Origin of the sequence: Alterotamlana spongicola (assembly GCF_035818475.1) — a bacterium.
In the GTDB taxonomy this organism is placed as follows: Bacteria; Bacteroidota; Bacteroidia; order Flavobacteriales; family Flavobacteriaceae; genus Cognatitamlana.
In genome coordinates this window covers 2,622,826-2,649,303 of the sequence record NZ_JAYMGV010000001.1, presented here as the reverse complement: position 1 = coordinate 2,649,303, position 26,478 = coordinate 2,622,826, and the positions used below count along the sequence as shown (strand labels likewise).

Here is a 26,478-nt window from a genome sequence, read left to right as displayed (position 1 = left end):
TCTCTACTTTGAAATAATAGAATTGCAATATTCTGAATTTGCTTTCGGTACTATTAATGCAATTATTTTTGCTTTTCCAGACGGTCTATCAATTCATTAATTCGCTTTACTTCATTTTGGTTTTTATTAAGTCCAACAGATTTTTTGAAGTGTGTAATAGCTTCTTTTGAACGCCCTGAATTATTATAGGCATATCCAATCATTTCATGAACCATATGGGATAAAGGATAGTTTTTTACATTCATCTTAAAAAATTCAAATGCTTCGTCGTGATGGTTAGAATTAAATCTAGACCACGCAACATTATTAATAACATTTTCTGGTGGCAAAAAACTCACTCCTAAATTATTTGATAGTTTATTATAATGTGCTACTATATCATCTATGGTTTTTGAGTGGATGCTTTCCATTGTAAAACCTTTAAAAATGAACTTCAGCCCATAATATAAACTAACCAAAGGCGCACTGTTATGGTCTTCATTTTCTAAAATTTGAAATTTTACATTTTGAGATGACATTCCGGCGTTTTTTAAAGAAGCATAAAAAAGCTCGTGACTTGTTCTCATTCTATCAATCTTTTGGGTTGTGTCATTATAATTACTTGCCCCTGAAAAATAGAAACGTTTTTTTTCTGTTAGTCTTAAACTTAGGGAATTTATTTTTTCGATAATATAATTATCATCCCAAAACAATGCAGGATCAATAGCTATGTAAGCATTAAATAGCGTACTAGTCAAATAAGATTCTGCTGCGCTTAGTCCCCCCAAAGAGTGACCAACAAAAATATTATAATTTTTAGTTCTGAAGTTTTTAGCTATTTCAGGAAACAACTCCGTTTCTATAAATTCCAGAAATTGTTTACCGCCACCACTGTTTTTTTGCCATTTGGAATTATCCTTTCTGTCATACCCAATTAAAGATTTTGTTGGTGTGAGGTCTCTGGTTCTGTTCTCATCTGTTACCACTGCTACAATAATCATTTCAGGTATTTGCCCTTCCTTACTCATGACCTCTAACGTTGTGCTTGCAGAATGAACATGATAATCACCATCAAGGACTAACATTACCGGATAATTAGTGATTCCTGAGTTATAAGAATTGGGAAGACTTACTATATATTTTCTTTTTTCATTTAAAGTTTCAGACATAATAGTATGCTCTGAACTATTTAAGAACAGACCTAATCCTTCTTGTCCAAAGATTGGAATAAAGACTAATAGAAAGACTATTTGGACTGATTTTTTATATAAATGTATGGGTTGAAAATTATTCATCATTACTGTGTTTACTTATTGCGTATTTCTTCAATCTTTTTCATTATTTTTTTGCTATCATTAGAATTTAAGTCTAATGATAATTCATAGTAAAACAACGCTTCTTCATGGTTTGATATACTCTTAAACAAATCTCCCAATTTCTCATAATTTATTGATAATGGGTAATTTGAAGCATTCATTTTAAGCAATTCAATAGCAGCATATGCATCCTTCTTGGTTTTATAATTATAATCAGCAATTTTTCTAATTAAATGATCTGGTGGTAAAAAAATACAATCTGTTTTATTAGATAACTCCTTATAGTGCTCTGAAATCTCAGCAGCAGATTTGTTATAAATATTTTCAGGCATAAAATTTTCAAAAACAAATAAAAACCCATAATATGCGCTTATATAGGCCGATGTACCGTGATTTTCATTTTCAAAATATTGTAACTTTACATTAGAGTGTGAAACGCCCGAATTTTTTAATTTTGAAAAGAACAACTCTTGTGAGTTCCTCATCATAGTTACCCCCTTCTTATTTCTCGCATAATTATCTGCACTGGAGATATAAATTCTTTTATCTTTTATAGGTTCTATCTTTTCTTGACTTATTTCATTAACAATATATTGACTGTCCCAGGCAAAGGCTGGATCTGTAGCCACATACCCGCTAAACGAGCTGTTATTTAAATATGCGAAACCCGAAAACAATCCTCCAAAGGAATGTCCAGTCAAAACCCTGTACTTATTGGTTCTATATTTAGAATCAATTTCAGGCAATAGTTCTTTTTCTATAAAGTCCAGAAAGTTCCCTCCCCCTCCACTTGCACTATGTGAATCTAAATGTGTTGGAATTAAATCTCTATTTCTATCAATATTCTTGATGGCAACAAGTATAGTTTCCGGTATTTTGTTTTGTTTACTTAAAAACTCCATTATACCAGATGAATAAACAAACCTGTAATCTCCATCTGTTATTACCATAACAGGATATGAATTCTTGGTAGAATCATAGGATGCAGGAAGCCCCACTATATAGGCTCTATCCTCATTAAGAACTTTAGATTTTATTATATATTCTGTTCCAATATGAATGCGCTTTGATTCCTGACCAATACCGTTTAAAAACAACAACGAGCAAAGTGTCTGGATCATTATTTTTCTAATTGTAATCATACTAGTTTCTTTATTTAGCTTTTAATAAAAATTCCATTGGAATATGAAAGCGCTCACTCCATGCTTCTTCAGAATGCTCCTTACCTTTAAACTCTTTTGATATCCAATTTTTACTTGAATAGCCCTTTTTACTCATCGTTTTATCAATACGTAATTGCCATTCTTTATATAAGCTATCCAATCCCTCTGTTCCATAATCAAAATAGATTTTGTGATCCTTGTATGATGGTAAGTTTTTAGACATGTAAGTATTAAAAGCCAGTGGAATTTTATCTCCTTTTATATTAACATCTCCTACCCAATGTGTAGAAAGGCATGCAGCTCCACCAAATATTTCCGGATACTCACAAAGCGCATACATAGAAATCAATCCGCCCATACTTGAGCCAGCTACAAACGTATCTTCCTTATTTGTAAATGTTGAATAATTGGAATCTATGTAAGGCTTAAGCTCTTCTACAATAAATCTCAAATAATTATCAGATTGGGCTTTTCCTTGCAGATCTGTTTCAATTAATGTTTTCTTAATTTTTTCATCTAACAATTCAATTGGTTTTTGAGGAAAGTACTCTGAATGCCTGAATTTGCCATTATTCCATATGCCAACAACTATGGTATTCTTTATCACACCATTGCTCATTAATTTTGAAAAGGTCTCATCAATCATCCATTCTTGGTTATTCCAGGTATTGGTAGCATCAAATAACATTTGCCCGTCATGCATATACAATACTGAATATTTTAGTTTTGGATTATATCCCGGAGGTAGCCATAAATCTACATTTCTAGAATCTATAAACTTAGATTGAAAGTCTTTTAGTCGATCTATTTTACCATATTTTAAAGTAAGGTTGGGTTTACTTATAATACTCTTATATCTGGTTTTAATATTTACCTTAGAGGTGATGTCTTCCCAGTATTGCTGTTTAGAGTAAAATGGTTCATGCCAATACGGATCTGGTATTTGCTTTTTGATTTCAGGCCATTCTTTTCCTTTAAAAAAATCCTGGTCAATTTTACAGTCTTCCATTTTATTAAAAGGCACTAAAAAAATATAGCCATCAAATAATTGTCCTATAGTAAAATTGTCGTAGCATACGCTAAACATGCTGTCATCTCTTAATTTTCCTATAGGATTATTATCCAAATCAAACCCCATTGGAGCATAGGACATTAATTTAAAAATAGCTTCTGTTTGTCCGTTGGCCGGCGATAAAAAAAAGGGTGTTTTATTTTGCTTATTATATAATGGCCCATGTAAAAATATTGAAAACACTTTATCCGGATACTTCTTATAAAGACGATTTCCCAAACTCTCAAATTTAAAAGTACAATCATTATCTTGGGTAGTTGCCTGAGAATATTTAGTAAATGCATGAGGCACACCAACCAATACGAGTGCTTTCTCTCCCTTATCTAAAACTTCCTTTTTAATTACTTTTTCCCTAAACTCATTTACTTCACCTTTATGAAATACACCGCTCATATCAAGTCGAGACCCGCTATAAGCAGTCCAATCATATTGATAACTTATATTTATGATTCTAAATTTTTTAGCAGTTTGTGGTAAGGTTTGGTTAAAGTTCCATACCGCCTTATAAAAATCTGTGTATTCTTTAAAGGCCCAGCCAACATTGTAAAAAAACATTAAGTCTCTTGCTATTTGATCATTATATTGATGTCCGGTTACCAATGTATCCAATTCACTTTGCTTTTCATAAGCTCCAAACTCCATTCCCAGGTTGTAAACTCCTGAATTATATAAATCCGGTATGAGCTGTTTTATAAAATCTAAGTTGTTCTTTACTGCGTGATCCTCCCCAAGGAGTAGTACATCATAGTATTTAAATTTTTCAAGGATATAGCTATCGGGGTTTAGAGCTTTTTCTCTTAAAAACTCCGTTTCTTTATAATAATTAGCCTCCTGAGGCTGCATTATTATAGGGAATAATATCAATGTCAATATTATAAATCTCATTTAGTATAAGTGTAAATTTATCTCCTATTAATTTTTTAAAACCATCGTGGTAATCAAGTTTATTTTAATCAAACCAAACATTAGAATAGATTAATAACTCAGGAGAGACTGAAAACGTAGTATTACAGATATACAGACTCTCCCTCATTATCAAAATAAGTATCAAAACTTACTCATTATTCACTTCTCACATGAATATTATCTATAATTTCATCTTCTATAATACATTGACAACCCATAAATATTTTCAACTCTATATCTCTATAGTCCTTCAATACTATACTCTAAGGTCTCAGGACTAAATGTTATAAAATAATTACCAGCTGAAACATTTATATCATTATTGGCTGATGTATCTAATATTCCATCAGGTTCAGCATCTCCATATGCAGTAACCCATTCGTTATTAAATCTAATCTTAATGGCCCCATCTACCAATGTAGCTTCAGTATTCCAATTGTCTTTTAAAGGGTTATAATTAAATTGGACATCTGGGCCATCCCAGCCATTAGGCGTTGCACTTCCAACAAGCCCCCATGAATAAGCTTCAACAGAATATGTTAGTGAATTTTCATTAAAAATAATTTTATAGGTTCCTGCTGTAATTGCAATATCTGTACCTCCTGCTTCTAATATATTGTCCAGTTCATTATCTCCATAGTTAATCGTCCAATCATTATCAGCCCTTATTTTTATTGCCCCATCAATTAATGTCACATAGGCCACAAAAGTTCCGCTTTCTAAACTGCCATCTGTAGATTTATAGAAAGGCATATCCGGTCCATTCCACCCGTTAACGGTTGCACTACCTACAAGTCCCCATCTTGAAGTTAGGTCTAAATCAGCCGAATATGGTGTAACGGTTAATGCACTTATTTCAGAAAACAAACTCGTATCTGTAGATAAAACGGTCTCAATCTTTACAGATAATTGAATGGCAACATCTGGTTCTGCACCTAAATTGAGTAAGATTTTATTTAATTCAGCATGTGTCAAATCAACCGCAAAACTAGTACCTCCATCAATAATTTCCGGGGCATCAAAATTAGTTTCTAAATCAAACAATAGCTGATAGCCTATTGACCCTGCATTGTATCCAAAATCGGGTTCCTGAAAACTAATAGTTAATGCTAATTCATTTTCATTACTTTGGCTTAAAATCAAATCTGTTTCAGAAAACACTGCTGCTCCTGTGGAAGCGGATGCATTTAAAATTGATAACTCTGAATTGTCTGTGCAAGACACAACAATTATACTTATTCCTAGTAGTAATAAAATCTTGTTTAATATGTATTTCATGATTTATGTCTCTTTTAGTTTACACAATAATTAGTACCCTTCATTTTGAATTAGATTAGGGTTTGCATTTAGCTCTGCACTTGGTACAGGGTAAAGGTCTCTATAACTTTCAGTTGTTTTTCCGGCTGCTATATTGCCCTTCCAGGGCCAAATACCATTTTCACTAAACTGGTTAAAACGAATAAGATCTGTTCTTCTGTGGTTTTCCCAGTACAACTCTCTGGATCGTTCATCTAATATGAATTCAAGGTCAAGATCTGCTATAGAGACATTCCCACTGGAATTGCCATAGGCTCTTTCTCTAAGTTCATTTATATACCCCACGGCTGTATCCATATCTCCGCCACCGCCTCTCAGGACTATCTCTGCATACATTAAATAGGCATCTGCCAGCCTAAACACCGGGAAATTAACATCTACATTATTTCCTGATGGATCAGATCCTATATTGCCATTAACATCTACATTTCTATATTTTGTTATAGCATAGCCTTGTGTAAAATCAAATGGATTATCTATTTCCAATGTTTGACCACTTGTATGCATCATAGCTCTGGAATCTGTAGCTCCGGTAATATCACTCCATTTATCTACAAAAACACTTGTGGTTCTTAAGCCTCCCCAGCCACCATTGACACCAAAAACAGAGGGATCCATATCTCCCCCAATAGCAGCATGTACCAGGTAAGTAGTTCCTCCAAAAGAACCGTTAGCAAGACCATCAAAAAGAAAAGGGTAAATAATTTCATTCTCTGCTCCATTTCTATCATTATCAGCTAGAAACAGATAGTTATAGTTTGGTACTAATGTATAGCCACCGTTAATAACTTTACTGGTATACTCAAATGCGTCTGCATATCTTTCTGCTCCTGTATATACCTCTGCATTTAAATATAATTTAGCCAATAGCATCCAAACGTATCCTTTATCTGCTCTTCCGTATTCATTTTGACGCGGATTTGGTAACCTGGATTCAATATCCAATAATTCGGATTCTAAATAATCAAAGACCTCTTCTTTAGAAGTTTGTTCCGGAAAAAAGGCGCCTACAATATCATTTTCATCTACTAAAGCTAAATCACCAAACATATCCAAACCATGCCAATAGCTAAACGCTCTTAGGAACCTTGCTTCATCCCTAAAACCTGAAATGTCTTTTTTTAGCTCAGCACCAACACCTCTACTGTCTAGAACACTTTCTTCTGTTTCCCTTAAAAACTGATTTATCAAACCTACCTGAAAATAGATTCTGGCATAAGTAGCCGTTATAAAGGCATCTCCTGAAGTCCAAACATGGTTATGAATATCATGTATAGTTTGATCATTCCAGGCTATTATGGCTTCATCGGTTGATAATTCCTGAATGGTAAACAGTAACCTCAAGTAATTGGAAAAATTTCCATCTATTCCAGCTATATCATCAAAACTCCCACTGGTATCCTGGCCTGTTAAAGAAAACCCTCCATAGATTTTTGCTAAAAACTGCTTATAAGCATCTTCATTTTGAAACGTAATATCTGAAGTTTGTGAACTCAGTGGCTGTAAGTCTAGTTCCTTTTCACAAGACGTGATAAAAAAGACAGATAAAAGAGCCACTAACTTCAACCTAAATTTTAATTTATTTTTTATGTTTTTCATTTTCTTCTTTTTTTAAAAATTCATGTTAACCCCTAAAAGAAATGTTCTTGGTCTTGGAAAGAAATTATTATCAATTCCTCCTGAAATCTCCGGGTCAATGCCATCATAATTAGTCATGGTAAATACATTTTGAATGGTCATTTGTATTCTTAGATCAATTGCCGAAGGCATTATATTTTTGAAATTGTAACCCAGTGACAAGTTATCCATCTTTAAAAAGGAAGCATCCTGAATATAATAATCTGATAACAATTGATTATTTCTAAATCCGGTATCCAGTATAGATGCATGTACGTTTCTGTTTGTATTTAAAGAATGTAGTCCAAATTCATTACCTGTTGAAGACGCCACATTATTATAAACATAGTTACCAACGCTGGCTCTAAGGGTAAAATTTAAATCCCAGTTTTTATAATTGGCATATGAAGAAAGACCAAATAAGAAATCAGCTGCCGGATTTTCCTTTATATAAAGGTCTCCATTATCAATAGCTCCATCTCCATTTATATCTTCATAAACCCCTTCTATTGGCCTGCCATCTTCTCCATATACCTGCTTGAATGCTAAAAAGGCACTTTGAGCTTCGCCAACTCTATGGATTTGAATAGAATTACCTATTGCTCCTGAAATAAACCCAGTTGGAACTCCTATAAAACTAGGATCGTCCACAACGTTCAGCTTTAATATTTTATTAGTTAGGTAGGACATGTTGAAATTTACATTCCAACTAAAATTTTCTTTGGCAAATACATTAGCTCCTAGTGTAAACTCAATACCTTCATTTTCCAAGTCTCCAATATTTGTTATTAACTGATTGGTTAGATTGGTTCCTGAAGGTATAGGGATTAAGTTCAGTACATCTGACGTTTTTCTAGTAAAGTATTCAATACTCCCCGAAATATTGCCATTAAAAAAACCATAATCCAAACCAACATTATAGGTTTCAGATTCCTCCCATTTAATATTGGCATCATAACCCTCTGGTCTAACTGTATTATAAAAGGTATTGCCTAACTGGTATTGCTGATTATCTGCTCCGTTTACATATACCGGTAGATACCCAAAGTCAATTCCTATTTCTTGTTGTCCGGTTTGACCATATCCCAAGCGTAATTTTAAATTGGAAATGGTATTTGAATTTTTGAGAAAATTTTCCTCAAAAATATTCCAGGCTAAGGCTCCTGAATAAAAATCGCCCCACCTATTGTCGTTACTGAATCTGGACGATCCATCTCTACGATAGGTGAAATTTAAAAGATACTTACTATTATATGAATATCTAAACCTGCTCACATAAGATTCAATAGCATTGTGTGTTGCAAAACTATTATCTATTGGTGCTCCTACTGTAGGCATATTTGTATTGTAGTTTGATCTAAAAAACTTTTGAAAGGAGTGACCTGCCATTAATTCAATTTTACTTTTAATAGATTCTATATCTTTTTTGTAGTTCAAGAAAAAATCAGCCAATACACTTCTTCTTATACTGCCGTAAGTGCCTACGCTTCCCTGAGATAAAAAACCTGCTGCCGACGTTCCTGGTGTTTTTGTTATTCCATTAACTTCATTATAATCAAATCCCACATTTAAGTTGGCATTCAACCCTTCTAAAAACGGCGCATTATAATCTAGTTTAACATTTCCTATGGCACGCTCTGTATCTGCTACATTTGTAGTTTGTTCCAAAAGGCCTAAAGGGTTTCTTGGTGCTAATGATTCAGGGTCTCCGTTCGGCTGTAACCATTCCCAAAATCCACCATATTCGTCATTTCCACTATAAATCGGTTGGGTTGGATCAAATTGGGCGGCAGTACCAAGTGCACCTCCATTTGGATAATTATTCTGTGTTAAAGCGCCTCGGATATTCGTTTCTATTGATAAGGCTCTATCTAATAGATACTGCTTAAAATTTAACGATGCCGACGATCTTTCAAATTTGGACGTCTTTATTATGCCCTCTTGAACCGTATATCCTACTGAAGCCCTAAATGATGAATTCTCAAACCCCTTTGTTAGCGTTAAGTTAGAATCTGTTCCTAACGCTTTTTGAAAAATCTGATCTTGCCAGTTGGTATTTTCACTACCCAATAACGGCAGTATTAAAGATGCATTTTGACTGTTTGCTGCAACCTCTCTATACTGATCAGCATTTAACACATTAGTAGTTCTTCTTACTTCTCCTATTGATCCATTAGTACTTAACTGAATTTTCAGCGGCGAATTGGTATTTCCACTTTTGGTAGTTATTAAAATGACACCTGCTGAAGCCCTTGATCCATAAATGGCTGTAGATGATGCGTCTTTTAAAACCACAAAGCTCTCTATATCATTTGGATTAATTGAATTTAGTGCAGCTGAACCGCCTCCTGAGGAACCCTGATCTACCGGCACACCATCTATTACAATTAAAGGGTTGTTATTTGCAGACAGGGATGAGTTACCTCCTCTAATTCTTATGGTTGCCCCCTGGCCGGGCAATCCACCGGGAGGAATAACATTTACACCGGCTGTTTTCCCTGTAATCAATTGCTCTGGCGATGTAATGGCTCCCGCATTAAACTCCTTTGAATCTACTTTTTCTATAGCTCCGGTAGCATCTTTTACAGTAGTGCTCCCATATCCAATCACTACAACCTCATTAAGCTGGGATGCATCCTCTTCCATAACGATATTGATAACAGAGTTCTCAACCCGAACTTCCTGCTGCTTATATCCTAAATATGAAAAGATTAAAACACCTCCATTATTGGCTTCAATGGTATAATTGCCCTCAAAATCCGTAACCGCTCCTGTATTAGAACCTTTTACCACTACATTAACCCCAGGTAAAGGAAGATTACCGGTCTTCTCAGTGACCACCCCTTTAACAGTTATTTGAGCGCTGGTAGTAATAGTAACCAAAAGCATCATGAAAATTAGTACTTTTTTAAGTTGATTTGTCTTCATACACATATAGTTTAAGTTAGTTTAGTATCAATATTGGAATCGTATAAACCGTCCTCATATTGATTTAGAGGCAATAATATAAAAAAGGGGAAATGGGGTAAAACCGGTAAAACAAACAACGTTTAAACTGGACAGAAAACAGTTTATAATAATATTATAATTGCAAAAAGCATTTTTACCTCATAAACTACTTTAAGGTTTTATTAAATGCTGTTTATGTATTACAAGTGGTTATCTGTCATATTTTTTGTTAAAACATTAAATATTTTGCAACTTTAATACTTATTCCAGATCAAATCTTTTGCATGTTTAATTATACCAACAATAGCATACTAAAACATAGAGCTTTTAAACATATTATTTATTGGATAGCCTTTAGCTTTTTCTTTGGATATATTTGGGGGACCCATGATCAAGATTACATTAAGTCAATTGTTGTTCAGCTCTATAGTTTACCGTCAAGACTTTTACTGGTTTATATTTCTTTATATGTGTTGATACCTAAAATCTATTTAAAAAAGAACCTTGCTCTTTTTGTATTAAGCTATGTATCTCTTCTTACCATCATTACGTTTTTTATCCAAAGGCCTATGATGTGGTACTATGTCCGTCCAGAATTTTTTCCAGGTTGGAATGACTATAACAACTACTCCTTAATTGACTTAACCAATACCATGTTTGATGTAAACCGAGCGGCAATTATTCCTCTGTTGGTAGTTTTTTCAAGGTTTTATTATGATGGGCAAAAAAGGACTTTGATCCTTGAAAAGGAACAGTTTAAAATGGAACTCACCCAACTTAGAAATCAGGTCCACCCCCATTTCCTATTCAACACTTTAAATAACTTGTATTCATTAATTATTAAAAAGTCAAATTCAGCTGAAGATGCCGTTTTAAGGTTGTCTGGATTAATGCGCTATATGCTATATGAGGCCAATGGCCCAAAAGTACTTTTATCAAAAGAAATATCGTATTTAAAAAATTATATTGACCTCGAAAAATTGAGATTGGAGAATGGTAATAATATAAGTTTTATTCATGAAATAGATAAAGCCTATGAAATCCCTCCTTTTATACTCATTCCATTTGTAGAAAATGCTTTTAAGCATGGTACTGTTAATAACAAGATTTCCTGGATTGTTATAAGTATATTGGTAAAAGACAATGTACTTATTTTGAATACTTCTAACGAAAAAAGAAAAGTTAAAAAAAATGACAACTCCAAAACAGGGTTTGGGTTTACCAATGTAAAAAAGAGATTGGATTTGTTATACCCTAACAACTATTCTATTGATATAATTGATGAAGATCTCTCTTTTGAGGTCACACTAAAACTAAATCTAAAAGCGTAATGTTTAAAGGAAATTTAAAATGTATTATTGTTGATGATGAACCATTGGCCCGCGATGTCATAGAGACTTTTATTTCCAGAATTGAATCTTTAGATCTGGTAGCAACCTGTAGCAGTGCGCATGAGGCATTTAATATTTTACTACAACATCATATTGACTTAATTTTTCTGGATATACATATGCCTGAATTAAAAGGTACTGAATTTTTAAAAGGTTTACCATTGTCCCCTATGGTTGTTTTCACTACAGCTTATAGTGATCACGCCCTTGAAGCCTATAACTTAGATGTTATTGATTATTTAGTTAAGCCTATTGAATTTTCCCGCTTTTTAAAGGCTATTAATAAAGTATATAAACAAATAAAACCTGATGAAGGTTCTGCTCTTAAATTAAGTGAGGCTCCCGATATTGAACAAGAAAAGTTTATTTACCTCAAAATAGAAAAAAAGATGCAAAAAATTTATTTAAAAGATATTTTGTACATAGAGAGCCTGAAAAACTATGTAAAAGTAAAGATTATAGACAGAGAAGTTATTGCTTATAAGCGCATTTCAGCCATTCACGAATCCCTACCAAACAAAAAATTCCTGAGAGTACATAGGTCATTTATTGTTTCTATTGACTATATAGAGTCTTTTTCTCCTGTTGAGGTTGAAATTAAAGGGCATAAAATACCTATTGGGCGAAAATATAGGGATATGGTAAAAACCCAATTGGGTTATTTTTAAAGATTTCTTGTATATATAACCTTTTATTGAAAAATAGTAGAACTAAAAAAGGATAGCTTTAACCCAATATGCCATGTTTTCTATTTATGGTATTTATTGCTTATAGTTAATGATTGTACCTGATTTTATTGTTTATTGCGTTTGGTTAAGCTGCACTCTTAACTGGTTGTAAAAATTCACATAACTTTGATTATTAGGATACAAGTTCACCAGGTTTTCCGAAATGTTTATAGCTTTCTGCAGTTGATTTGTTTTAGAATAGATATATGCTAAAACATATAATAAGTTATCATTTTGAGGAGCTATTTTTAAACCTTTAATCGCAGTTTCTTCTGCCTTCTTAAAGTTATTCGCTTTATCATATAAGAGACTCAAATTGTAATAAAATCTAATATTATCAGGCACATATTTTATAGCCAATTCCATTTGGGTTATGGCCTCCTCATGTCTATTCTGTTCTCCTAACAGTAAAGCGTAAGAGTAATAGGTCTGCCCAAATTCTGGTTCTTGCTCTATAATAGTTTTAAACGCATCTTCTGCTTTTTTAAAATCTCCGTTTCTATAATACAAATTAGCCAAATTGGTTCGTGCCATATTATTAATATTATCAATTTCCAAAGCACTTTCATAGCCTGCAATAGCAGCTGCTAAATTGCCTTTTTTCAAATGATAGTTTGCTTCTTTTATTCGTCCTCCAACAAAATCAGAAGTAGCAATCAAACTTGTATTAAACTCTTTTTCAACTTTTTTATAAGCCTCTTTATATGCTTCAGGGATTTGAATCTCATCTAATGATGCTAAGGCAAAAAAGGCTTTAATTCTAACAGTCCGTTTTTTATCCTTTAGTAAGGGCATATAGTAATTTAAATAATCTTTAGATTCTGTCCCACCCAGAACATCCAGGGTAGCTCCTCTAACCAAAGGAGAGTCATCATCCAGAAAACTAATTAATGTGTTAATATTAGCTGGAGTAATATAGTTACTCATATTTTTTACCGCTGAGGCTCTTGCAATTTCCGGGTAGATGGTATCATGAGCTAATTCCAATAAGGCATCCAATCCATTTTCTGTTCCTGCCATTCCTGGTGCCAGTAACTCTGAAAAATGTTTGTTTTTCGGTTTACCATATAATTTTTCAAATTGCTCTGAAGCCCAAGCATCATCTTTATCTTCATGACATTGTGTACATGCATTTGGTGTTCCGTATTTTAGACTCAAATCGGGACGCGGAATTCTAAAACTATGGTCTCGTCTAAAATCGTTACCCATATAGTGCTTACCTGTCATATGGCAATTAATACATTGAGCGCTTTGAGTGCCCTTTTCATGAAAATGATGAGAAGGCGTATCATAAGTTTCAGGGACATGACATTGGGCACATAAGTTATTCCCTTTAAACTTAAGTTCTAATGAATGTGGATTATGGCAATCTGTACATGCCACACCATTATGATACATCTTACTTTGAACAAAAGATCCATAAACATAGACTTCGTCTAATATTTGCCCGTCTGCATGATATAAATTTTGCTCAAGTAATTGTGGAAAATAATGATCCAACATGGTCCCTTCAAAATTGAAACTTGACGTTATGTGCTCCCGTCTCATATGACATCTGGCACATTGATCTACTAAATCTTTTGAATCTGTTCCTACCGTCATTTTTAAGTCATCAGAAACTTTATAACCTTCTCCTAAGGTATTTACACGCTCCACATGGGTTTTTCCCGGGCCATGACAAGCCTCACAACTTACATTTATTAAAGTATATTTGGTATCATAACTATGAGAGGCTTTATCATAATTCTTTCTCACATTGGTAGAGTGGCAGTCTGAACACATAGTATTCCAGTTCAGCCCACCTCTGGACCAGTGTAACCATTCAGAATGCACCACCTTAAAGTCCGGATATAGATCAAACCATTTCTTTTTTTCCGTATCCCAGGCCGTTCTTAAACATTGATAATGACCATTAGGAAATTTAACTATATATTGTTGTAAAGGCTTAATTCCAAAAACATATTCTACCTTATAGTCATGATTCTTTCCATCCGGCCCTTCTGTATTTACATAATAATCCTTGTCCTTTTTAAAAAAATGAGAGGTAACACCCTGGCTCTTAAATTTTGCATTATCAAAATTGCCTAAAACAGTAGAATCTGAAACTTCCTGCATGGCCTTATCATGATGAGATCCCTCCCATGTTTTGAATTCACTGGTATGGCACTCTTTACACTTTTGATCTCCTAAAAAATGATTATCCGGTATGTCTTTTGTCGAAGTAAAAACATCCTCTGTTGGATTTGAAACCGAAACATAATTTGTTTTTTTCTTTCCGCATGAAAAAAATAGCGCTATTATAACAAAGCCCGTAAATGCAATATTTAATCTCTTCACCTATTAATCTGAAATTTTATAAAAATAAGAACGCATAAAAATAACCTATTTATAAACGATACATGCTAAATAAAAACATATTTCTATATAATTTTTTATCAATTCAATACATATCAATTACAGGCTGTTTTAAAATAAACTGGTGAAATCATATGCTTTACATTCTAAAAAATTGAAGGCTTAATTATAATTTTTATTGCAGGTTTGATAATTATCTGTATTTTTGTTTAACAAAATTTAAATTTTAATGAACAACATTAAGATTAACTTTAGCATAAAAGATCTGGAGAATCTTACGGGTATTAAAGCTCACACCATTAGGATATGGGAAAAACGTTATAATTTACTTAGCCCCAACAGAAGTGATACAAATATTAGAAATTATAGTTTGGTTAGCTTCCAAAAGCTTCTAAATATATCATACTTGAATAATAATGGGCTTAAAATTTCCAAAATAGCAAGACTAAAAGAAGAAGAAATCCCAATTAAAGTCAGAGAAATTGCATCGAGAGCAAAAGTAGAAGACCATGCTATCAATGCTTTTAAAATGGCTATGATCAACTTTGATCAAGTGCTTTTTTACAGTACTTATAATAACCTTTTGGAAAATAAGACATTTAGTGAGATTTTCTATTCAGTATTTCTTCCTTTATTAAATGAAATTGGGCTTTTATGGCAAACTAATACCATTACTCCGGCTCATGAGCATTTTTTATCAATTCATATAAAGCAAAAAATACTGTTAAACATAGAGCGCTTACAACTATTGGAACCCAAGCCGATCTCAAAAACGTTTATACTATTTTTGCCTGACAATGAAATTCATGATATTGGGCTTCTTTTTATAAATTATGAACTAAGAAGCAGAGGATATCATACTATTTTTCTTGGAGAAAGCGTTCCCATGGAAAGTTTATCTGATTTATTGGAGTTTTTTGACGAAATCACTTTTATTTCCTACTTCACAATCAACCCCAAACCAGATGATATACCCGGATACATAAAATCATTCAACGAATTGCTTTTAAATAAGAACAATACTAAACTATTCCTACTGGGTAAAAAGTTTGAAGATGTTGTCCTTGATAAGATTCCTGAAAAAGTTAGTGTTTTTAAATCTATAGAAAATTTAGTTAAAGCGTTTTAGATACTTTCATATTGTTTAACTTTTTTATATATTTGTTAAACAAAATGAAAACAACAGTTAATATAATAGGGTCAGGGTTTTCTTCATTAGCAGCCTCATGTTATTTAGCTAAAGACGGATTTGATGTTAGCGTTTTTGAAAAGAACAAAACCATTGGTGGACGTGCCAGGCAACTTATTAGAGATGGTTTTACCTTTGATATTGGTCCGACATGGTATTGGATGCCTGATGTGTTTGAACGTTTTTTTTCTGATTTTGGTAAGTGTTCTTCAGATTATTATACGTTAGACAAGTTAAACCCGGCATATAGTGTTTATTTTGGAAAAGATGATTACATAACCATTGAAGATACACTTGAAAAGATTGCAAAAGCTTTTGAAAATGAGGAACCCGGAAGTTCTAAAACGTTAAATAAGTTTATAACAGATGCCAAAAACAATTATGATATTGCTATAAAAAACTTGGTATATAATCCTGGAATATCTCCTTTAGAATTGATTACTCCGGCAACTATAAAAAATATCAATCAATTTTTTAGCACCATAAAAAGAGAGGTTCGAAAAGAATTTAAAAATGAACGGCTAATAAAAATCCTTGAATTCCCGGTATTGTTCTTAGGTGCTAAACCAAGTAATACCCCTTCCTTTTACAGCTTTATGAATTATGCCGACTTTGGCCTGGGTACTTTTCATCCTCAAAAAGGGATGTACCAAGTTATATTGGCCATGGAAAGTTTGGCTAAAGATCTTGGCGTAAAAATTAAAACCGAATCAAATATTGAAAAGATCATTGTTGATAACGGTAAAGCCAAAGGTCTTATTTCTAACGGAGAAATATATTTATCAGATATTGTTCTAAGCGGTGCTGATTATCATCATACTGAAACCTTATTAGACAAAAAACACAGACAATATTCTGAAACTTATTGGTCAAAAAAAACGTTTGCACCTTCTGCACTGTTATTTTACGTTGGTTTTGATAAGCCATTAAAACGTGTTAATCACCATACTTTGTTTTTTGATGTTGACTTTGAAAGTCATGCTGAAGCCATTTATGATACTCCTAAATGGCCTGAGAATCCTCTATTTTATGCCAGCTTTCCAAGTAAAACAGATTCCAGTGTAGCTCCTAAAGAAAAAGAAGCTGGTATCTTTTTAATTCCACTGGCTCCCGGTTTGGAAGACACTCCGGACTTAAGAGATGACTTTTTTGAAAAAATTATTACCCGTTTTGAAAATTTAACTTCTCAAAGTGTCAGAGGTCATATCCTATTTAAGGAAAGCTTTTGTGTTAAAGATTTTATAAAAGATTATAATTCCTATAAAGGTAATGCTTACGGCATGGCAAACACCCTTATGCAAACTGCGTTTTTAAGGCCTAAATTGAAAAGTAAAACAGTAAAAAACTTGTTTTTTACTGGACAGTTAACCGTTCCGGGCCCTGGGGTTCCCCCTTCCTTAATATCGGGTAAACTAGCTGCTAATTTAGTTGCAAAACATCAGAATATATTAGTTTAAAATGAATTTTGTTAAGTAAACTCAAACCTATGAAGCCATTATTTGATACTGTATCATACAAGTGTAGTAAAATTGTAACAAAGGTTTACAGTACATCTTTTTCATTAGCTACCAAAATGTTATACAAGTCTATACGAAATGATATTTACAATATTTATGGCTTTGTACGTGCTGCTGATGAAATTGTAGATTCATTTCATGATTACAATAAAGAAGCCCTATTTAATAGATTTTCAGAAGACCTAGAATTAGCATTGCAACATAAAATAAGCTTAAACCCCATTTTAAATGCTTTTCAACACACGTATTATAAGTACAACTTAGATAAAGCTTTAGTAGATGCTTTTATGAATAGTATGCGTTTGGATTTACATAAAACTAATTACCTTACACAAGAAGAGTATAATACATATATTTACGGATCTGCTGATGTTGTTGGCCTGATGTGCTTAAAAGTATTTGTTAAAGGTAACCAAGATAAATATAATGAACTTAAAGATACCGCCATGGCTTTGGGCTCAGCTTTTCAAAAGGTAAACTTTCTAAGAGATTTAAAAGCCGATTTTGAAGGATTGAACAGAACATACTTTCCTAATACTGACTTGAAAAATTTGGATGAGACTTCAAAACAGGAGATTATTGATGACATTGAAACTGATTTTGAAAAAGGCTTAAGTGGTATAAAAAAACTGCCTATAGAAGCTAAATTTGGAGTTTTTATGGCTTATAGGTATTACAGGCAGCTCCTTAAAAAATTAAAAAAAACACCCGCATTAAAAATAAAGGATTCCAGGATCAGGGTTTCAAACCCTAAAAAAATTGAACTTTTGATGCGCAGCTATGTAAAATATCAATTAAATTTATTGTAATATTTTGATTATGCAAACTCTATTTTGGATATTGATTTTTTTGGGTACTTATTGCGCCATGGAGTTTATGGCCTGGTTTACCCATAAATATATTATGCATGGTATCCTGTGGAGTTTACATAAAGATCACCATCATAAAGACCACAACAGTTGGTTTGAGCGTAACGATGCATTTTTTATTTTTTATGCCATAGTTAGTATTGGTTTCTTCTTACTTTGGAAGTTTGCTGATTTCTGGGAAGGTTTACCTATAGGAGTTGGTATTTTTGCCTATGGGTTATCTTATTTTTTAGTACATGATATTTTTATACATCAGCGTTTTAAACTCTTTAGAAATACTAACAATTGGTATGCGCGAGGTGTTAGGCGTGCCCATAAAATTCATCATAAGCATTTAGGAAAAGAAGATGGTGAATGCTTTGGTATGTTATTCGTTCCATTTAAATATTTCAAGAAATAGCTTTTATAGTGACTTATGACAGATAATTTCCATTTTGATTATGTTATTATAGGAAATGGATTAGCAGGTTTTCAACTGGCTATGAAAATGGCCTCTGATTCTTTTTTTGATGATAAATTAATTGCTTTGATAGATTCTTCCGAAAAAAACAAGAATGATAAAACCTGGAGTTTTTGGGAAACCGGTAGGTCACAATGGGATGATATAGCCAAGCATACATGGCGCAAAGCTTCCATAGTAACTTCTAAAAAACATATCAATTTAAAACTTGCCCCCTATTCTTATAAAACGATACGATCCATAGATTTTTACAAAACCTCTAAAGAAATCCTTCAAGGAAAAAGGAATATAACGTTTATAGTTGAGCATGTAGAATCTACAGCTGAAAAAAACGATATCATTATTGTAAAAACCAACAAGAATTCTTACACGGCTGCTCATGTTTTTGACAGCAGAGTTCCTGAGACATTTTCATTGAATTCTAATCACCATATTTCTATTCTTCAGCATTTTAAAGGTTGGGTTATTAAAACTGAAACCGATACTTTTGATGAACACACAATAACAATGATGGACTATCGGCTAAAAGATGGTAAACAGACCTCTTTCACCTATGTCCTACCCTTTTCAAAAAATGAGGCCTTAGTTGAATTTACTTATTTTACGGCGCTAACGGTAGATAGTCAAACATATGATTCTTATATAGACACTTATGTAAAAGATTATCTGAACATTGAGAATTACTCAATTATTGATACCGAAACGGGGCAAATACCTATGACCAATTTCCCTTTTAGGAATTACAATACAAAACGTATAACCAAAATTGGAACCGGTGGCGGATGGGTTAAAGGTTCCACAGGATATTCTTTTAAACATACTGAGAAAAAAGTAGCCAAAATTATAAATAATTTAAAGTCAAATAAGCAACCTTCAAGTAACTTATTTAAGCATCGATTTAAATTTTACGATACCATTTTTATTAAAGTTCTGAAAGACGAAAACCATAAAGGTGAATGGATATTTCAACAGTTTTATAATAAGAATTCAGTTCAAACCATGTTTAGGTTTTTAGATGAAGACTCTAATTTTTTTGAAGAGTTAAAAATTATGTGGTCTCTGTTTTCCTGGAGTTTTATTAAGGCTTTTTTAAAAACGCTCTAGTTATTAATCATTCAACAGTCCTTCAATGGTTTGCCTTACGGTATTACTGTTCCAATTTGCTGCTCCTGTTTTGTCCATTATAATACGTCCTTTTTTATCAATTAAAAATGTTCTTGGAATGCTGGACACATCAAAAACTTCCGGATATTGAGTTAATGGTACATAGGAGTTAAAGTCATACCCCTTTTCACATAAAAATTTAGTGGTTACTCCATGGTCTTCATTGGAAACAAAGACAAACACCATACGATCTTTATAGTCTTTATAAAGAGCTTCTAGACCTGGCATTTCTGCAATACAAGGCGGACACCAGGTAGCCCAAAAATTAACCAATACTACCTGCTCTTTTGTTGCTTCAAAATTAAATATCTCTCTATTTACTCCTTGTAGATTCCAATTATAACTTGTTAAAACACGCTGTTTTGATTTATCAATCTTTGATGGACTAAATAAAGCCAATCCCCTATTTAATGCTACTTGTATGGGGAGTCTAGTTTGAGGAATTAACAGCAATGCTACTATGACTAAAAAAATAATATGCTTTATTCTGGATTTAAACATTTTCATTAAACATTAAAAGGCATGATTTCATAATGAAACCATGCCTCAAATTTAATAAACATTAACCGTTATCTTGTTACCGTTCCGGACAGTCCAACTACCGGACCGGTTCCCATAGAAATTGCCATATGGTTTTCGGCATTATCAGGAACCATATGAGCCAAAGGCTTCAAGGTAAATGGAGCCGGACTATTATCCGGACTAGGTTCTACAGAAATTACAATAGTTCTTTCTTTTAAATCTGTAGGAAAATCCACTCCTGCTGCAGTCCCCATTACATAATCTTCACCTGGATAACCGGGACCATCTCTTTCAGCACCTTTATACGGTGACGTAGAAGCATTGTCATCAGCCATATTAACATCCGTAAATGTACCTGTTGTTACCGGTGTGCCATCAAAAACGACCCAGCCTTCGTACTTCCAGCCTGCAGATAGCTCAGGCAGATCTAATCCTGCAACAGGATCACCTCCGGAATTATCTATAAACCACACACCGCTCTCTTCATTGTCCATATCATCATCTGTAGGTGTAGCCAGAATATATTTACCTGAAGCAGCACTAAAATCTGCTACAATTGCAGAAGAATTTACATTGGCACTGTTTCCAGAAAAGTCGCCTGCAAGAATTTTAGTATCTGCAGGTGCAGGATCCGGATCGTTTGTCGGTTCAATGGATAATACAAACTTGGTAGCCGCTGCCAATTGTGTGGCATCAACTGTAAAAGATTGTGGGAATGTAACAGAGGTAAACGTTCCTGTTGACACAGGTGATCCGTCTACAATAATCCATCCTTCATAAACATAATCATCTCCCAAAGCTTCCAGTCCAGCTAAATCTAAATTTATACTGGCTAAGTTAGGAGCGTTATTATCATCATCATTACTACAAGAACTAGCAAAAACACTTATTGCTAAGATTGCTAAAAACATTTTTTTAATCATGGTATTTTTTTTAAGTATTTTAATACTTCAAAAATATATCTCACAATTATTTTAAAATGTTAGCTACCTAACATTATGCAATATTTTTATAAATTCTTATTTCTTTTCTGTTGAATTCAATGATGTTTTCCTCTTTTAATTCATTTAAAAGGATGTTTAAAGTTGGTCTTGATGTTCCTATTAAAGAGGCAATATCTTTTTGTGTATATGGATGCTGAATAACCTTATCTCCGGTTTTTTCACAATCATAACCATAGTCAGCGCATAATTCGTCAAGAAATTCCAGTAAACGTGTTTTGGCATCTTTAAATAAAAGCAGTTGTAAGCGTCTTTCCAATTTTCTCAATTTAAACCCAATGACCTTATAGATCTTTAAACTAAACGTTTGATTATTTCTCATTAAATCATGCATAGTGTCTACCCCTACCGGGCAAATACTAGTACTATTATCTATAGATTGTGCAAATTCTTTTCTTTTAGATTCTCCTAAAATAGCTGTTTCTCCAAATAATTCTCCACGTGTTAAAATAGCCTTAACCACTTCATCGCCTTCTTCGCTATAATAACCAATTTTAACTTTTCCTTTTTCTATTAAATACACCTTATTAGCCGAATCATCCTCAAAATAGATATAATCTTTCTTTTTATAAGCATCAAAATCATGGTTTGCTTTATAAGCTTTAAACTTATGCGGGCAAAGTATTTTGAATAGATTAACATCATCAAAAAACCAAAGAGACTTCATAAAAATAGTTGTTTTGTTTAAGTTATAATGTCGAAAAACACCCTTGATACTTACAAAAAAGACATAAAAAAACCTCCTAAATAAGGAGGTTTGCTTAATTTGCTTTTTACTGTTTATTCTTCTTCATCTATAGCTTCAGCATGATCTTCATCATCAGTTAATCCATTTAACATATCATGCTTATGCAATAAGTTATACCACTGGATCACTTTTTTAATATCACTGGCATATACTCTATCTTCATCATAATCGGGCAATACATCAAAGAAGTACTCCTCTAACTTATCTTTACTATCTTTAGGTTTTACAGAAGTAATCCCTCCGTCTTCTTTTTTCTTAATATTTTCAAAAACTTGTTTTAAAGGCACTTCTTCGGTCAACGTGTAAATAGCTATTTCACTTAACACGCTTACATTGTTTTGTACACTTACAGACAAACGTTTATTATCGATTAACGACTCTGCCACAAAACCACCACGCGTTTGAGTAATTAACTTATATAATCCTGGTTTTCCTGAAATAGCTATAACTTTATCTAAACTCATAAATTATCTTTTTTGAAAGGCGCAAATATCATTTGTTTAATGATGTATTGCAAATATTATCGTCTCTTTTTTTGATTTGGAAAGCGCATTCTGTAATCCACATTTATCTTTCCTTTGGAGATATTTGTAAGCCTACTTTTAATCAGACGTTTCTTTAAACTGGAAAGCTTATCTGTAAACAAAACCCCTTCAATATGGTCATATTCATGCTGAATAACCCTAGCAATCAACCCATTAAAAGTTTTGGCATGAGCTTTAAAGTTTTCATCAAGGTATTCAATGGTAATTTGAGGTTTTCTAAAAACATCCTCTCTCACATCCGGAATACTCAAACAGCCTTCATTAAAAGCCCATTCATCGCCTTCTTCTTCAATAATTCTGGCATTAATAAAAACCTGCTTAAATCCACTTAAAGCTTCCTTTTCTTCTTCGGATAATCCCTCATCTTCTGAAAAAGGAGAAGTATCCACTAAAAATATTCTTATAGGCAAACCTATTTGAGGCGCTGCCAATCCTACACCATAAGCATTGTACATGGTTTCAAACATGTTTTTCAGAAGCTCTTCAAAATTAGGGTAATCTTTAGTGATATCTTTAGCTTTCTTTTTTAAAACAGGGTCGCCGTAGGCTACAATAGGTAAAATCATGTGATGCTTATATTAGTTTGCAAAAATACAATTCTTATAATTTATGCCTTAAGTTTAATACAAAATATTCTCTTGGATGTTTTCTTTATTTAGAATATAAATAGCTTTGAAGAATTAACGTTGCACTAATCTCATCCACTAATGCTTTATTCTTGCGTTGATTTTTTTTCAAACCGCTATCTATCATAGTCTGAAAAGCCATCTTTGAGGTAAAACGCTCATCAACACGCTTAATCGGAATACCGGGAAAAGCTTTCTCTAATTTTTTAATAAAGGGGATTATATGTGTTTCACTTTCTGAAACCGTGTTATTCATCTGCTTTGGCTCTCCAATTATAAATAATTCTACAACCTCCTTTTTTAAATAGTCTTTTAAAAACGGTAATAAATCCTTAGTACTTACGGTAGTTAATCCTGATGCAATAATTTGTAGCTCATCAGTAACTGCTATCCCTGTTCTTTTAGTACCAAAATCTATTGCTAAAATGCGAGCCATATTATCTTTTTACAAAAATAGCATATTAAAACAAAAAAGGTTGCCCATTCGGACAACCTTTAGTTTAACCTTAAATTATTAATATTTGAATTAAGCCTTAACAGCTTTATTAATCTTTGGGAATACAAAACTAATATTACCAGCTTTTCTCTTACGGTTTAAATAAATCCTGATATCACTATTAGTACGAGCAAGAGTTTCTTTAAGTTTTGCAGTATCAATCAATAATGACTCATTCTCTTTTACAGTATTAGCTTCAGTAGCAACTGTAACAGTCATATTATCATCTTCATTAGAAACAGAAACAGTTTTAGTAGTCTCAACTTCTACAGTTAATTCTGTACTTTGAGCATTTCCAAAAGAGAAAGAAAGTAATAAAACTAATAATATGTAAAAATTTGTTTTCATCTGTTTGTCATTGTTTGATGGTTCAAATATATATCCAGATGAAGGCTAAGTCGTAAAAAAATAGTTGTATAACTCAGTATTCTCGATTACTAGAGAAGCTACGTTTTTTTATCGACAAATAGTTTAACAGTATTTTTCATCGATGAAATACGTAAAAAAATGCATTTCGTCTAATTTTGAATAGGATTAAAAGATAAAACGCACATTTCTTTCCATTAAAAGCCACCCTAAAATTGAAGAAATCTCAAATAAATTGGTCTATAATTATGTTCATTTAATCAGCTATTTAAATCATAGCTAGTATATTTGTTCAAAATTTAAATTTCAATGAAAGCATTACAACAGATCATAGAAAGCGCATGGGATAACAGAGCGCTATTAAACGAAGAAAGTACTACTTCAGCTATAAGAAGCGTAGTAGATTTATTAGATAAGGGAGAACTTAGAGTCGCTGAACCTATAGAAGGAGGTTGGCAGGTTAACGAGTGGGTAAAAAAAGCCGTTGTTTTATACTTTCCAATACAAAAAATGGAAACTATTGAAGCTGGCCCTTTAGAATTTCATGATAAAATTCCGTTAAAGACCGGTTATGCAGAAAAAGGAATCCGTGTGGTGCCTCATGCTGTAGCTAGGCACGGTGCTTATATTTCCAGTGGTACTATATTAATGCCCAGTTATGTTAATATTGGTGCTTATGTAGATGAGGGTACTATGGTTGATACATGGGCTACTGTTGGCAGTTGTGCCCAAATTGGCAAAAATGTGCACTTATCTGGTGGTGTTGGTATAGGTGGTGTTTTAGAACCATTACAAGCTGCTCCCGTAATTATTGAAGATAATGCTTTTATAGGAAGCCGCTGTATTGTTGTTGAAGGCGTTCGTGTTGAAACCGAAGCTGTTTTAGGTGCCGGTGTTACTCTGACAATGAGTACAAAAATTATTGATGTAACCGGTGATGAACCTGTTGAACGTAGAGGTGTTGTGCCTGCCCGTTCTGTGGTTATCCCGGGAAGTTACTCTAAAGAGTTTCCTTCCGGAACCTATAATGTACCTTGTGCTTTAATTATTGGAAAGCGTAAAGAAAGTACCAATAAAAAAACATCGCTTAACGATGCGCTTCGTGAGCATGATGTAGCTGTATAGTAAGTGAAAATTCTTGTTATTCAACAAAAAATGATTGGCGATGTGCTAACAAGCAGTATTCTGTTTGAGGCACTTCGCCAAAAATATCCTAAAGCTCAATTGGATTATCTTATTAATGAGCATACCTTCCCTGTTGTTAAAAACAACCCTTTTATAAACAATTTTGTTTTCTTTACTAAAAACGAAGAAACCAGTAAAAAAGCCTTATTAAAATTTGCGAAACACATAAAAGTAAAACAATATGATATTGTCATAGATGTTTACTCAAAGTTATCTAGTAATATAATCAGTAGTTTTTCAAAGGCTAAAACCAAAATTTCATATTATAAATATTATACATCCTTTTTATATCATCATAACATAAAAAGGCTAAAACCGGATGGTATCAAGGACCATTTGGCTATAATACATAGAATGCAATTATTGGAACCTCTTAATATTAATGTTCAAAATATTGCTCCCAAGATCTATTTAATTCAAGATGAAATTTTAAGTGCAAAGCGTTTTTTAGAAAATCATGGTATATCTCTAAATAAACCTCTATACATGATCAGTGTCTTAGGAAGCGGTAAAAATAAAACCTACCCTGCCCCTTATATGGCTACTCTTATTGACTCCATTGTTTTAGAGAAAGCAGAATGCCAAATCCTGTTCAATTATATTCCTAAACAAGGTAAAGAAGCCAAAGCCATTTATGAATTGTGCAAACCTGAAACACAAAAGCATATCTTTTTTGATGTATTTGGAGAAAACCTGCGTGAATTCCTGGCCATAACCTATCATTGTAATGCTCTTATTGGCAATGAAGGCGGTGCTATAAATATGGCAAAGGCTCTAAACATAAAAACATTTTCTGTTTTTTCTCCATGGATTGATAAAACCACCTGGAACTTATTTGAAAATAAGAACAATGTTAGCGTACACTTAAAAGACTTTAAACCGGAAATTTATACTAAACCGGAAAAAACATATAAAAAAGAAGCTTTTAAACTATACAAAACATTCAAACCTGAATTATTTATTGATAGTTTAAAAGCTTTTTTAAACAAAACATAAG

At 33.0% G+C, this 26,478-nt stretch carries 23 protein-coding genes; 9 read left to right on the top strand and 14 right to left on the bottom strand.

Features of this window, described 5'->3' with window-relative positions; genetic code table 11:
* Positions 1-62: 62 nt before the first annotated feature.
* The 6 genes from VOI54_RS11435 to VOI54_RS11410 form a co-directional block, all read right to left on the bottom strand.
* Positions 63-1,274, bottom strand: a complete 1,212-nt coding sequence (locus tag VOI54_RS11435; protein WP_326282925.1) for an alpha/beta hydrolase-fold protein — start codon at positions 1,272-1,274, stop codon at positions 63-65.
* A gap of 11 nt (positions 1,275-1,285) precedes the next feature.
* A complete protein-coding gene (locus VOI54_RS11430) occupies positions 1,286-2,437 on the bottom strand; it encodes an alpha/beta hydrolase (RefSeq protein ID WP_326282924.1) in 1,152 nt (383 codons plus the stop codon).
* Positions 2,438-2,447: 10 nt separating this feature from the next.
* Complete coding sequence (locus VOI54_RS11425; RefSeq protein ID WP_326282923.1) at positions 2,448-4,415, bottom strand: alpha/beta hydrolase; 1,968 nt, start codon at positions 4,413-4,415, stop codon at positions 2,448-2,450.
* 261 nt (positions 4,416-4,676) lie between these two features.
* On the bottom strand, positions 4,677-5,714 hold the full coding sequence (locus VOI54_RS11420) for a SusE domain-containing protein (protein WP_326282922.1): 1,038 nt from the start codon (positions 5,712-5,714) through the stop codon (positions 4,677-4,679).
* A 30-nt stretch (positions 5,715-5,744) separates the two neighbouring features.
* On the bottom strand, positions 5,745-7,352 hold the full coding sequence (locus VOI54_RS11415) for a RagB/SusD family nutrient uptake outer membrane protein (protein WP_326282921.1): 1,608 nt from the start codon (positions 7,350-7,352) through the stop codon (positions 5,745-5,747).
* 12 nt (positions 7,353-7,364) lie between these two features.
* On the bottom strand, positions 7,365-10,298 hold the full coding sequence (locus VOI54_RS11410; RefSeq protein ID WP_326282920.1) for a SusC/RagA family TonB-linked outer membrane protein: 2,934 nt from the start codon (positions 10,296-10,298) through the stop codon (positions 7,365-7,367).
* 305 nt (positions 10,299-10,603) lie between these two features.
* Here VOI54_RS11410 and VOI54_RS11405 point away from each other — a divergent pair, with 305 nt between their 5' ends.
* Complete coding sequence (locus VOI54_RS11405; RefSeq protein ID WP_326282919.1) at positions 10,604-11,650, top strand: sensor histidine kinase; 1,047 nt, start codon at positions 10,604-10,606, stop codon at positions 11,648-11,650.
* Positions 11,650-12,378: a LytR/AlgR family response regulator transcription factor gene (locus tag VOI54_RS11400; RefSeq protein ID WP_326282918.1), complete on the top strand. Its 729-nt coding sequence runs from the start codon at positions 11,650-11,652 to the stop codon at positions 12,376-12,378. The genes VOI54_RS11405 and VOI54_RS11400 overlap by 1 nt, the downstream gene beginning before the upstream one ends.
* A gap of 132 nt (positions 12,379-12,510) precedes the next feature.
* On the opposite strand, the gene VOI54_RS11395 is transcribed toward VOI54_RS11400, so the two are convergent.
* On the bottom strand, positions 12,511-14,775 hold the full coding sequence (locus VOI54_RS11395) for a tetratricopeptide repeat protein (RefSeq protein ID WP_326282917.1): 2,265 nt from the start codon (positions 14,773-14,775) through the stop codon (positions 12,511-12,513).
* A gap of 247 nt (positions 14,776-15,022) precedes the next feature.
* On the opposite strand from VOI54_RS11395, the gene VOI54_RS11390 reads away from it, so the two are divergent.
* The 5 genes from VOI54_RS11390 to VOI54_RS11370 are packed head-to-tail and all read left to right on the top strand — an operon-like array spanning position 15,023 to position 19,932.
* Positions 15,023-15,922 (top strand): MerR family transcriptional regulator, encoded by a 900-nt coding sequence (locus VOI54_RS11390; protein WP_326282916.1) that lies wholly within the window; start codon positions 15,023-15,025, stop codon positions 15,920-15,922.
* 44 nt (positions 15,923-15,966) lie between these two features.
* A complete protein-coding gene (gene crtID, locus VOI54_RS11385; protein WP_326282915.1) occupies positions 15,967-17,439 on the top strand; it encodes a bifunctional phytoene desaturase/3,4-desaturase in 1,473 nt (490 codons plus the stop codon).
* Between the two features lie 29 nt (positions 17,440-17,468).
* A complete protein-coding gene (locus tag VOI54_RS11380; RefSeq protein WP_326282914.1) occupies positions 17,469-18,308 on the top strand; it encodes a phytoene/squalene synthase family protein in 840 nt (279 codons plus the stop codon).
* Between the two features lie 10 nt (positions 18,309-18,318).
* Positions 18,319-18,768: a sterol desaturase family protein gene (locus VOI54_RS11375; protein WP_326282913.1), complete on the top strand. Its 450-nt coding sequence runs from the start codon at positions 18,319-18,321 to the stop codon at positions 18,766-18,768.
* 15 nt (positions 18,769-18,783) lie between these two features.
* On the top strand, positions 18,784-19,932 hold the full coding sequence (locus tag VOI54_RS11370) for a lycopene cyclase family protein (RefSeq protein WP_326282912.1): 1,149 nt from the start codon (positions 18,784-18,786) through the stop codon (positions 19,930-19,932).
* 3 nt (positions 19,933-19,935) lie between these two features.
* Here VOI54_RS11370 and VOI54_RS11365 read toward each other — a convergent pair whose 3' ends face one another.
* The 7 genes from VOI54_RS11365 to VOI54_RS11335 form a co-directional block, all read right to left on the bottom strand.
* Complete coding sequence (locus VOI54_RS11365; RefSeq protein WP_326282911.1) at positions 19,936-20,493, bottom strand: TlpA family protein disulfide reductase; 558 nt, start codon at positions 20,491-20,493, stop codon at positions 19,936-19,938.
* A gap of 68 nt (positions 20,494-20,561) precedes the next feature.
* Entirely contained in the window at positions 20,562-21,437 is an 876-nt protein-coding gene (locus VOI54_RS11360; protein WP_326282910.1) for an anti-sigma factor, read from the bottom strand.
* A 73-nt stretch (positions 21,438-21,510) separates the two neighbouring features.
* Positions 21,511-22,182, bottom strand: a complete 672-nt coding sequence (locus VOI54_RS11355) for a Crp/Fnr family transcriptional regulator (RefSeq protein WP_326282909.1) — start codon at positions 22,180-22,182, stop codon at positions 21,511-21,513.
* Positions 22,183-22,295: 113 nt separating this feature from the next.
* Positions 22,296-22,727, bottom strand: a complete 432-nt coding sequence (locus VOI54_RS11350; RefSeq protein WP_326282908.1) for a DUF5606 family protein — start codon at positions 22,725-22,727, stop codon at positions 22,296-22,298.
* A 56-nt stretch (positions 22,728-22,783) separates the two neighbouring features.
* On the bottom strand, positions 22,784-23,374 hold the full coding sequence (gene def, locus VOI54_RS11345) for a peptide deformylase (RefSeq protein ID WP_326282907.1): 591 nt from the start codon (positions 23,372-23,374) through the stop codon (positions 22,784-22,786).
* Positions 23,375-23,459: 85 nt separating this feature from the next.
* The gene (gene ruvX / locus VOI54_RS11340) at positions 23,460-23,870 is read right to left on the bottom strand and encodes a Holliday junction resolvase RuvX (RefSeq protein WP_326282906.1); all 411 of its coding nucleotides are present in this window, start codon (positions 23,868-23,870) and stop codon (positions 23,460-23,462) included.
* A 90-nt stretch (positions 23,871-23,960) separates the two neighbouring features.
* A complete protein-coding gene (locus VOI54_RS11335; protein WP_326282905.1) occupies positions 23,961-24,278 on the bottom strand; it encodes a hypothetical protein in 318 nt (105 codons plus the stop codon).
* Between the two features lie 327 nt (positions 24,279-24,605).
* Here VOI54_RS11335 and VOI54_RS11330 point away from each other — a divergent pair, with 327 nt between their 5' ends.
* Both VOI54_RS11330 and VOI54_RS11325 read left to right on the top strand, forming a co-directional pair.
* Positions 24,606-25,421 (top strand): 2,3,4,5-tetrahydropyridine-2,6-dicarboxylate N-succinyltransferase, encoded by an 816-nt coding sequence (locus tag VOI54_RS11330; protein ID WP_326282904.1) that lies wholly within the window; start codon positions 24,606-24,608, stop codon positions 25,419-25,421.
* A gap of 3 nt (positions 25,422-25,424) precedes the next feature.
* Complete coding sequence (locus VOI54_RS11325) at positions 25,425-26,477, top strand: glycosyltransferase family 9 protein (RefSeq protein WP_326282903.1); 1,053 nt, start codon at positions 25,425-25,427, stop codon at positions 26,475-26,477.
* Position 26,478 lies beyond the last annotated feature (1 nt).